At 72.2% G+C, this 7,730-nt stretch carries 7 protein-coding genes; 4 read left to right on the forward strand and 3 right to left on the reverse strand.

Annotation, left to right across the window (positions count from 1 at the left end; genetic code table 11):
* Positions 1-76 precede the first annotated feature (76 nt).
* Genes IG02_RS0116950 through IG02_RS0116965 form a run of 3 tightly spaced genes read right to left on the reverse strand, consistent with a single transcriptional unit; the run spans position 77 to position 5,063 of the window.
* Positions 77-1,609, reverse strand: coding sequence for an O-antigen ligase family protein (locus IG02_RS0116950; RefSeq protein WP_078854531.1), 1,533 nt, complete (start codon positions 1,607-1,609; stop codon positions 77-79).
* Entirely contained in the window at positions 1,609-3,672 is a 2,064-nt protein-coding gene (locus tag IG02_RS42860; protein WP_234314772.1) for a sugar transferase, read from the reverse strand. Before IG02_RS42860 ends, IG02_RS0116950 begins: the two co-directional genes overlap by 1 nt.
* Positions 3,669-5,063 (reverse strand): glycosyltransferase, encoded by a 1,395-nt coding sequence (locus tag IG02_RS0116965; RefSeq protein ID WP_063756797.1) that lies wholly within the window; start codon positions 5,061-5,063, stop codon positions 3,669-3,671. Before IG02_RS0116965 ends, IG02_RS42860 begins: the two co-directional genes overlap by 4 nt.
* 419 nt (positions 5,064-5,482) lie before the next feature.
* Here IG02_RS0116965 and IG02_RS0116970 point away from each other — a divergent pair, with 419 nt between their 5' ends.
* The 4 genes from IG02_RS0116970 (at position 5,483) to IG02_RS43625 (ending at position 7,471) form a co-directional block, all read left to right on the forward strand.
* The gene (locus IG02_RS0116970; protein ID WP_030748004.1) at positions 5,483-5,722 is read left to right on the forward strand and encodes a chaplin; all 240 of its coding nucleotides are present in this window, start codon (positions 5,483-5,485) and stop codon (positions 5,720-5,722) included.
* 78 nt (positions 5,723-5,800) lie between these two features.
* The gene (locus IG02_RS41600; RefSeq protein ID WP_158712322.1) at positions 5,801-5,962 is read left to right on the forward strand and encodes a hypothetical protein; all 162 of its coding nucleotides are present in this window, start codon (positions 5,801-5,803) and stop codon (positions 5,960-5,962) included.
* Positions 5,963-6,139: 177 nt separating this feature from the next.
* Entirely contained in the window at positions 6,140-6,838 is a 699-nt protein-coding gene (locus IG02_RS0116980; RefSeq protein WP_158712323.1) for a hypothetical protein, read from the forward strand.
* 204 nt (positions 6,839-7,042) lie between these two features.
* On the forward strand, positions 7,043-7,471 hold the full coding sequence (locus tag IG02_RS43625; protein ID WP_063756798.1) for a hypothetical protein: 429 nt from the start codon (positions 7,043-7,045) through the stop codon (positions 7,469-7,471).
* Positions 7,472-7,730: the final 259 nt, after the last annotated feature.

Raw genomic sequence — 7,730 nt, forward strand, 5'->3', positions numbered from 1 at the left:
GCGGCCGGCCCGGCTTCCGGGGCCGCCCCGGAAGCCCGGGCCGGAGGTGCCGCGGGAAGCGACTGCGTCGTCTCGCTCACGCGTGGACGACCTCCCGGTTCGACCGGCGGGGCGTCAGCGCCCACCACGCCACCAGGCCCAGCGCCACCGCGGTCAGCACGGTGGACGGGCCGCCGATGTCCCCGTAACCGAAGCTCATCAGCTGCCACACCAGCAGACCGACCGCGACCAGACCGCAGTCGGCACCACCTGCCCTGCGGAAACCGCGAGCGGTGTGGGCACCTTGGGGCCCGCGGGACCGCCGTGCCTCGTACAGCCGGCGCAGCGCGCACACGAGGAGCGCCGCCCAGCCGCCGGCCAGCGCCATGAGTCCCACCAGCCCCTGCTCGCTGAGCACCAGCAGATACATGTTGTGCGGGGACAGCAACGGCTGACGCCGGAACTGAGCTCCGGCCCCGTCCGTGTCACTGGCGGCGGAGAGTGCCAGCGAGGCGTGGCTGTCGCGGTATTCGGGGAAGCCCTTCAGCCCGACGCCCGTGACCGGCCGCTCCTTCCAGATGTCGACGGCCGCGGCCCACATGACGTACCGGTCGCTGACGGACCGGTCCGGTGCGTCGGTGACCTGGGCGATGCTGCTGAGGCGTTCACCGACGAGCTTGGACCCGACGCCGAGACCTCCGACGAGCACGACTCCCACCGCCCCCGCGACCAGCGCGGCCTTGGCGGCGCGACGCGGCCCGGAGAGGAGGAACTGGAGGGCGACCGCTACGGCGGTGGCGATCCAGGCACCCCGGCTGAACGACAGTGTGAGCGGCACGGCGAACAGACCGGCACACACGAGGGCGGCGACCCGCCACGCACGCGGTGCCCGCCCCGCCCGTCCTGTCCGACCTGCCTGGCCCGCCTGATCCGCCTGCCCCGCCTGCCCCGCCTGGCCACCGCCGAGCGCGAGTCCGACCGCGATGACCAGCCCGTACGAGACGACCGTGGCCATTCCCATCACGTCGGACGGCCCGAACGTGCCGACCGCGCGGATCTCCTCGCCCATGTACGAGGCGCCCGTACGGGTCAGGTACTGCACGACGCCGACCGCGCCCTGCACCAGCGCCAGCGCCGCCACCGCTCCCGCGACCAGCCGGAAGTCCGTACGGTCGCGGACGGTCAGCAGCACCGCGCCCGGCACCAGGACGAAGATCTGCAGGTAGCGCGCCAGCCCCGGCAGACCGGCCGCCGGATCGTGCGAGGCGACCGCCGCGACCGTCACCCCGAGCACCGGCAGGCCCAGCACCAGCGCGGCGGTACGGGTCAGCGGCCGGGCCCGTTCCCGCAACACCCGTACCAGGCAGTGCACCACCAGTAGCGCGGAGGCGATGTCCGCGGGCGTTCCGCCGCCCGCCGAGCCGTTCCCGGCCGACGTCGACGGTACGACGAGCAGCCCGATGACCACGACGACGGGCAGCAGCCGCGCCGGCCGGTGGAACAGGGCCGCGGCCCACGGGTTCCCTGCCCAGGCCCTGACGGCCTGTGTCCTGACGCGTCGCGCGACGCCGCGGACCGCCCGGCCCGGGCGGTCCGGGCCGAGCAGGGCTCCGGCGCTGTCGGCGGCCATCAGCTGCCCGCCGGCCGGACGAGGGACGCGGCGGTCCGCACGAGGATGCAGATGTCCTGCCACAGGGACCAGTGGTCGATGTAGTGGTTGTCGAAGCGCGACCGCTCCTCGATCGAGGTGTCCCCGCGCAGCCCGTGCACCTGCGCGAGGCCGGTGATGCCGACGGGCATCCGGTGGCGGGCCGCGTAACCCGGGAGCGTGCGGCTGAAGTTGGCGACGAAGAAGGGGCGTTCGGGCCGGGGCCCGACCAGGCTCATGTCGCCGCGCAGGACGTTCCACAACTGGGGCAGCTCGTCCAGCGACGTACGGCGCAGGATGTTGCCCACGGCGCTCATCCGGTGGTCGCCCGCGATGTTCCAGCGGGTGGCGGACTCCTGCTCGTCAGTGGGTCTGAGCGTACGGAACTTCAGCAGCGTGAACGGCCGCCCGTCCTGGCCCACGCGCTCCTGGCGGAAGAGGACGCCGGGGCCGTCGGCCAGCCGGACCGCGAGGGCGCAGATCAGCAGCACCGGTGAGGCGGCGACCAGGATCGGGCCGGTGATCGTCACGTCCAGCAGCCGTTTGGCGACCCGCCCGCCCCGGCGCGCGACCGGCGGTTCCAGCCGGCGCCAGGAGAACCCCCACAGATGGCGCGCCATGGTGTCGTGGTCGGCCACCGTCTCCCAGGGGCCGACGCCGACGAAGGAGGTGGCACAACCGTAGTGGTGGAACAGCGCGACGAGCGCCGAGCGGTCGTGCTCCACGACGGTTTCGAGGACCGGTGCCGCCGGCCCGGGGAGGTACTCGGCCACGAGACCGGCGGCGGCACCCGGACCCGCGCCGGTGCCCGGTGCGGCTCCGGCACCCTCGGCGGTCACGGCCCCGGCCGTCGCCACCGCCACGGAACCGGCCGACGGGCCGATGAAGAGCGCTTCCTGGACGCCGTTCTGGATGATGGCGCGCTGGACCTCCGGGACCGTGGTGAGAACGGGAAGGTCGGGAGCGTCCGCGGGCGCGGAACCGCCCGGCCCACCCGGAGCGCTTTCCCCGCCCGGAGCGGCGGCGCCACCGGCTTCGCCGGCCACACCGGACCTGTCGGCCGCGGTGGCGGACGTGGCGCCCGCACCCGCGTCGCCCTCCGCGCCACCGTGGCCGCCGGCGGCCTCGGCGCCCCGTTCCCCGGGCCGCCTGGTGGCGAGCGAGGCGATACCGACGGGCCGCAGCCCGTACTCGGGGTGCTGGACGAGAAGGGCGGTCAGCCGGCGCGCCGAGTCGCCCGTCCCCACGACGAGGGCGGAACGCAGCCGGTCGCGCGCCAGCGCACGCCGACGCGTGTGAATCAGCGAACGGCAGCAGACCGCCACGGCGATCTGCACGGCGACGCCGCTCAGCAGAGCGGTGAAACCGAGTGCGTGGGCGGGGAAGAGTGCGGCGAGCACGGCCGCCGCCCCGCACCACGACACGACGATACGGGCGCCGAGCGCCGGGAGCTGGTCGAGCCCCGACAGGGTGACATGGGGGCGGTACAGTCCCGCGAACGCGTTCAGCGTGGTCACGCCGACCACGAGCTGGGCTCCCAGGACGGCGTCCCGCTGTCCCTCGTCGAGGAGGACCACGGAGGACAGCAGGGCCGCGAACACGTCCGCCGCGACGAGCGGCAGAGCGAAGCGCGGCGAAGCGCCCGTCCGGCGGCGGGGCGGCAGCGGAAGGTTGTCGGTGGTGCCGCGCGGCGGGGAGACGGTGGATCGCGCGGGGGGTGAACTCGGGGACGGACTCGGGGACGGGCCGCCAGGCTGACCGGCCGTCTGGGGAACGGACTGACCGACCGCCTGAGCCATGGAATGCACGGCGGCCTGCGCCTGGGACGAGGGCGAGGACGGGGAGGAAGTGGACGGGGACGGGGACGGGGCGACTGTGTGTCCGGTCGCGTGGGACGCGGCCTGGGCCATGGCCTGGGCGACGGGCTCGCCCGCCGGCGGCCCGATCGCCTTGCCCGGGGGAGCCGCCACCGGCTGCCCCTTCGGCTGGTCCGTCGTCGGGGCGGGCGCGGACGGTGGAGGAACGCTGGCTCTTTCCGTGCTCATCGGGGGGTCGGCTCCCTGCGGTCGGGGCGGGTCACTGCGGTGACCTGGCGGTACACGTCGGAGACGGCCCGCGTGGTCCGGCGTACGTCGTACGTGCTGAGTACGTGCTGGTGGCCCTGGCGGCCGAGGGCCACGCGCAGGTGTCCGTCCCGGAGCAGCGTCCCGATGGCGGTCGCCAGCGCCGTGGGGTCCTCGGGCGGGGCGAGACAGAACGGCTCGTGGCCGGCCGGCAGGCTCTCGCGCGCGCCGTCCACATCGCTGAGCACGACGGGGCGCCCGCTCGCCATGGCTTCCAGTGGCGCCAGCGCCATGCCCTCCCAACGGGACGGCAGGACGACCAGGTCGGCCGCGCGGTACCAGGGCGCGGGGTCCCGTACGGCCCCGGCGAACAGCACCGAGGACGGCGCGGCGGCGCTCAGCGCCCGGGCGTCGGGCCCGTCGCCGACCAGGACGAGCCGGGCCCGGGGCAGTTGCCGTACGACCCGGGGCCAGGCCTTCAACAGGACGTCCTGCCCCTTCTGCCTGCACAGCCGGCCGACGCAGACGACGACGGGCGTGTCCGGGGCGAGCGCGGACAAGAGCGGCAGGGAAGCGCGAGCGGCCTCGATACCGGCGGCTTGGTGAGAGCCGCCGGAGCCGCCGGGGTCGTCAGAGCCGTCAGAGCCACCGGTACTGAAGGGCTTGTCGGGGGCGTCGGGATCCGTCCGTACGGCGCCGGCCCCGACGACATGAGCGTGCGGGGCGCCGGCTCGCACGGCGTCAACGTCGGCGTCGGCGTGTACGACATCGGCGCGCGCGCCATCGGCGGATTCCGCGTTTCCCCGAAAGGCCTCCGGGGCCGCGAAGCGACGGACGTCGACCCCGTTGTGGATCACGGTCCAGGGGGCGTGCACCCCGGCGCGCTCGCCGGTGCTTCGCTCCGCCTCGCTGACACAGATGACGCGGTCGGTCCACCGTACGGCCAGCCGCTCCCAGCGCGTGACCAGCCGTTCGGTCGTCCCTCCCACCGCCTCGAACGACCAGGCGTGCGGCTGGAAGACGGTCGGCACCCGGCCGCGGACGGCCAGCCGGCCGGCGAACCCGGCCTTGGCGCTGTGTGCGTGGACGACGTCGGGGCGCACCCGCTCGACCAACCGTGCGACATCCCGGATCTCATGGAACAACCGGAGGTTCGGATCGCGCGTCGCCCGCCAGGCGTGCACCTCCGCTCCCCTCTCGGCCGCCGCCCCGGCGAGCGGCCCCTCGACGGGGCAGGCCACAACGGCACGGAACCCCTCCGCCACCTGCGCCGCGACCAGGTCCAGGACCACCCGGGCCACACCGCCGTCGACCGGTTGGACGAGGTGGAGTGCGGTGAACAGGCCCTTGGGACAGTGGCGTTGAGACCGCACGTTCAGCTCTTTCCACTCGTGGATACAAGGAGAGCAATCTCTCGGCATGGGGGCGCGACTTTTCGCCCCTCAGCCCTTCGTCGCCCGAAACAAGATGGGACCTTTACAGAGCGCGGACTGAAAATCACGTCAGACGCGCAGAAACACGCTGAACGTAAAAAATGACTACACATCACGACCAGGACAGGCCGCCCCCGAACTCGACCAGCGGGGTTTCGTGGCGGCACGCCGCGCATGGGGGACGGCTTGCACCGAAACGGGCGGACGGCGGCACCCATTCGTGACTCGCCCCAGGCCCGAAGGCGCTGTGTCACTCATTCGGGTGCGCAACCCATAAGCCATTCCGGCGTTGATTGTTTAGTCAGGCACACACGCCCGATGCTTATGCCGTTCCAGCTATGACTGAGGAGTCTTTCTCCATGTCGCGTATCGCCAAGGCCGTCGTTCTCTCCACGGCGGCCGTCGCCACCGTCGCCGGTGCCTCCGGCTCCGCCTTCGCCGACTCCGGCGCCAACGCCGCGGCGATCGGTTCCCCGGGCGTCATCTCCGGCAACGTCATCCAGGTGCCGCTCCACGTCCCGATCAACCTCTGCGGCAACACCATCGACATCATCGGCCTGCTGAACCCGGCCTTCGGCAACGTCTGCCTCAACCACTGACGGCGGCTCGCCGCACCAGTCGTGGCTGACGCGCCGTAAGCGTCGAGCCGTGGCCGTGGCCGCCCGGCCGTGATGGACATGGGAGCCGACAGCGTCACAGCGGAGCCGCTCTTCCTCTCGGGGCAGGGCGGCTCTTCGTTCTTCCGTGCCGCCTTCGTGCCGCGTTGCTCCGTACGGGACACGGTCGCCACTCTTTCAGCGGCGGAATCGCACATGGACACGTCACCGCAGGTCAAGTGAGGTACGGACACGGACACAGCACGCGACGCCCAGTACGCACGGTGACGTATTGGTTGCGTATGGTATGCGCGGAACCCACGGTGAGAACACTCTCCCCGCCCCGTCCCGGAAGGATTCCGCATGCGTCGCCGCCCGTCCCGATCCCCCCGTCCCGCGGCCACCGCCACGACCGCCGCGGTGTCCGCCACTCTCTCCGCCGCCCTCGTGTTCGGTGCCACCACGGCGGCCGCCGCCTCCCCCCACTCCCCCCTTCCGTCCCCGAAGCCCAGCACCTCCGCGTCCGGCACCACCGTCTCCAACACGTCGGTGTCCCTTCACGAGATCGGTTCGCTCGACGACGCCGCGACCGTTCTGACGCCCTTCGCGAATCTGCTCAACGAGGTGTTCAAGGCACCTGGGGGCGCACTCTCGGCCATCAAGATCGACAAGCACGCCAAGGAACTCGCGGCGGTCGTGGAAGCGCTGGAGAACTCGAAGAACTCGAAGGACTCCAAGCACTCGAAGGCCGTTGCGGACGCTGACGCGTCGGGGACGGTCACGTCCACTTCCGCCGGCTCCTCCGCAAGCGGCAGGATCGGCAAGGACGGCAAGATCACCCCGATCACCCTCAGTTCCGACGAGGTGGCGACGCTCAAGAGAACGGCGGACCGGGTACTCAGAGCCGCCGGGAAGAGTGCCGGTCAGGACGCCGTCCAGGGCGCCGCGGCCGACGACAGGGCCCTGACCGGCGCCGCGCACGACGTGACCGCCGAGGCGGACGACCCGTGGACCGAGCTTCTGAAGTTCATCATCAAGATCCTCCAGAAGGCCGGCATCCCCGTACCGAACCTGCCGGCGTCGACGGTCGGTACGACCGGGACGACCGGCGCGCGCTGAGGTCCAGTCCGGGCACCGCGGCGAGGGCCCCCGCCCTTCCCCGGCCATCCGGCGATTCCCCCGTTTCCGCCGCGACCGGGCCTCGTTAGACATCGCGAGGCCGCTGACACGGCTTCCCACCGAAGACGTCCAAGAGGACTGTGCGGAACGAGAGTTGTCTCGCGGCTTTCGCGCGTGGACATCGCTGAAAGAAGGATTCGACAAATGAAGCCCATGAAGGTTGCCGCGGTCGTCGCCGGGTCCGTAATGGCTCTGGGTGCCGCGTCCCCGGCTTTCGCCGAAGGCATGAGCCTGAACGGCGGCCTGGAAACCATCGCCAGCGAGGGCCTGCGCGACATCCAGCCGTTGCACACGAACGCGCTGGACACCGAGAACGAGGGCTCTGTCCTGAACGCGGTGAAGGGCGTCACGGACGGCCTGAACAAGAAGACCTCCGCCAAGCAGACCACCGGCAAGGCGAGCGGCAAGACGGCCGGCAAGGGTGCCGCCAAGGGCAAGGGCAAGGGCAAGGGCACCCAGCCGAAGGGCAGCCAGGCCAAGGGCAGCACGAGCAAGGTGGGGCAGAACAACAAGGACGCCAACAAGGGCAACGCCAAGGGCAATCTGCTCGGCGGGCTGCCGCTCGGCGGCTGACCGATCCCCCGCGTTTCGCGGCCGCGCGTACCCGCGCTCGGCCGACAGGGCGGCTGCACGGACTGAACTCCCGTACAGCCGCCCTGCCGTTGTCGTACGCTGGCGCGCTCGTCCGCGCAACCCTCTCTCAGCCTCCCCGGCCTCTCAGCCGGTGCCGCCCGTCCAGAAGTCCCACCAGCGCGTGAGGATCAGCATCCCGATCACCCCGATGTGCACCGCCGGCAGCACCCACGTGAACTCGTCCAGGAACCCCCGCACC

The sequence above is a fragment of the Streptomyces sp. NRRL F-5135 genome, assembly GCF_000719775.1.
GTDB lineage: Bacteria > Actinomycetota > Actinomycetes > Streptomycetales > Streptomycetaceae > Streptomyces > Streptomyces hebeiensis.

What these genes read in the sequence shown, in the direction of transcription:
- IG02_RS0116950 (WP_078854531.1), bottom strand. Translation starts at nt 1,609, where the DNA reads ATGGCCGCCGACAGCGCCGGAGCCCTGCTCGGCCCGGACCGCCCGGGC.
- IG02_RS42860 (WP_234314772.1), bottom strand. Translation starts at nt 3,672, where the DNA reads ATGAGCACGGAAAGAGCCAGCGTTCCTCCACCGTCCGCGCCCGCCCCG.
- IG02_RS0116970 (WP_030748004.1), top strand. Translation starts at nt 5,483, where the DNA reads ATGTCGCGTATCGCCAAGGCCGTCGTTCTCTCCACGGCGGCCGTCGCC.
- IG02_RS41600 (WP_158712322.1), top strand. Translation starts at nt 5,801, where the DNA reads ATGGGAGCCGACAGCGTCACAGCGGAGCCGCTCTTCCTCTCGGGGCAG.
- IG02_RS43625 (WP_063756798.1), top strand. Translation starts at nt 7,043, where the DNA reads ATGAAGCCCATGAAGGTTGCCGCGGTCGTCGCCGGGTCCGTAATGGCT.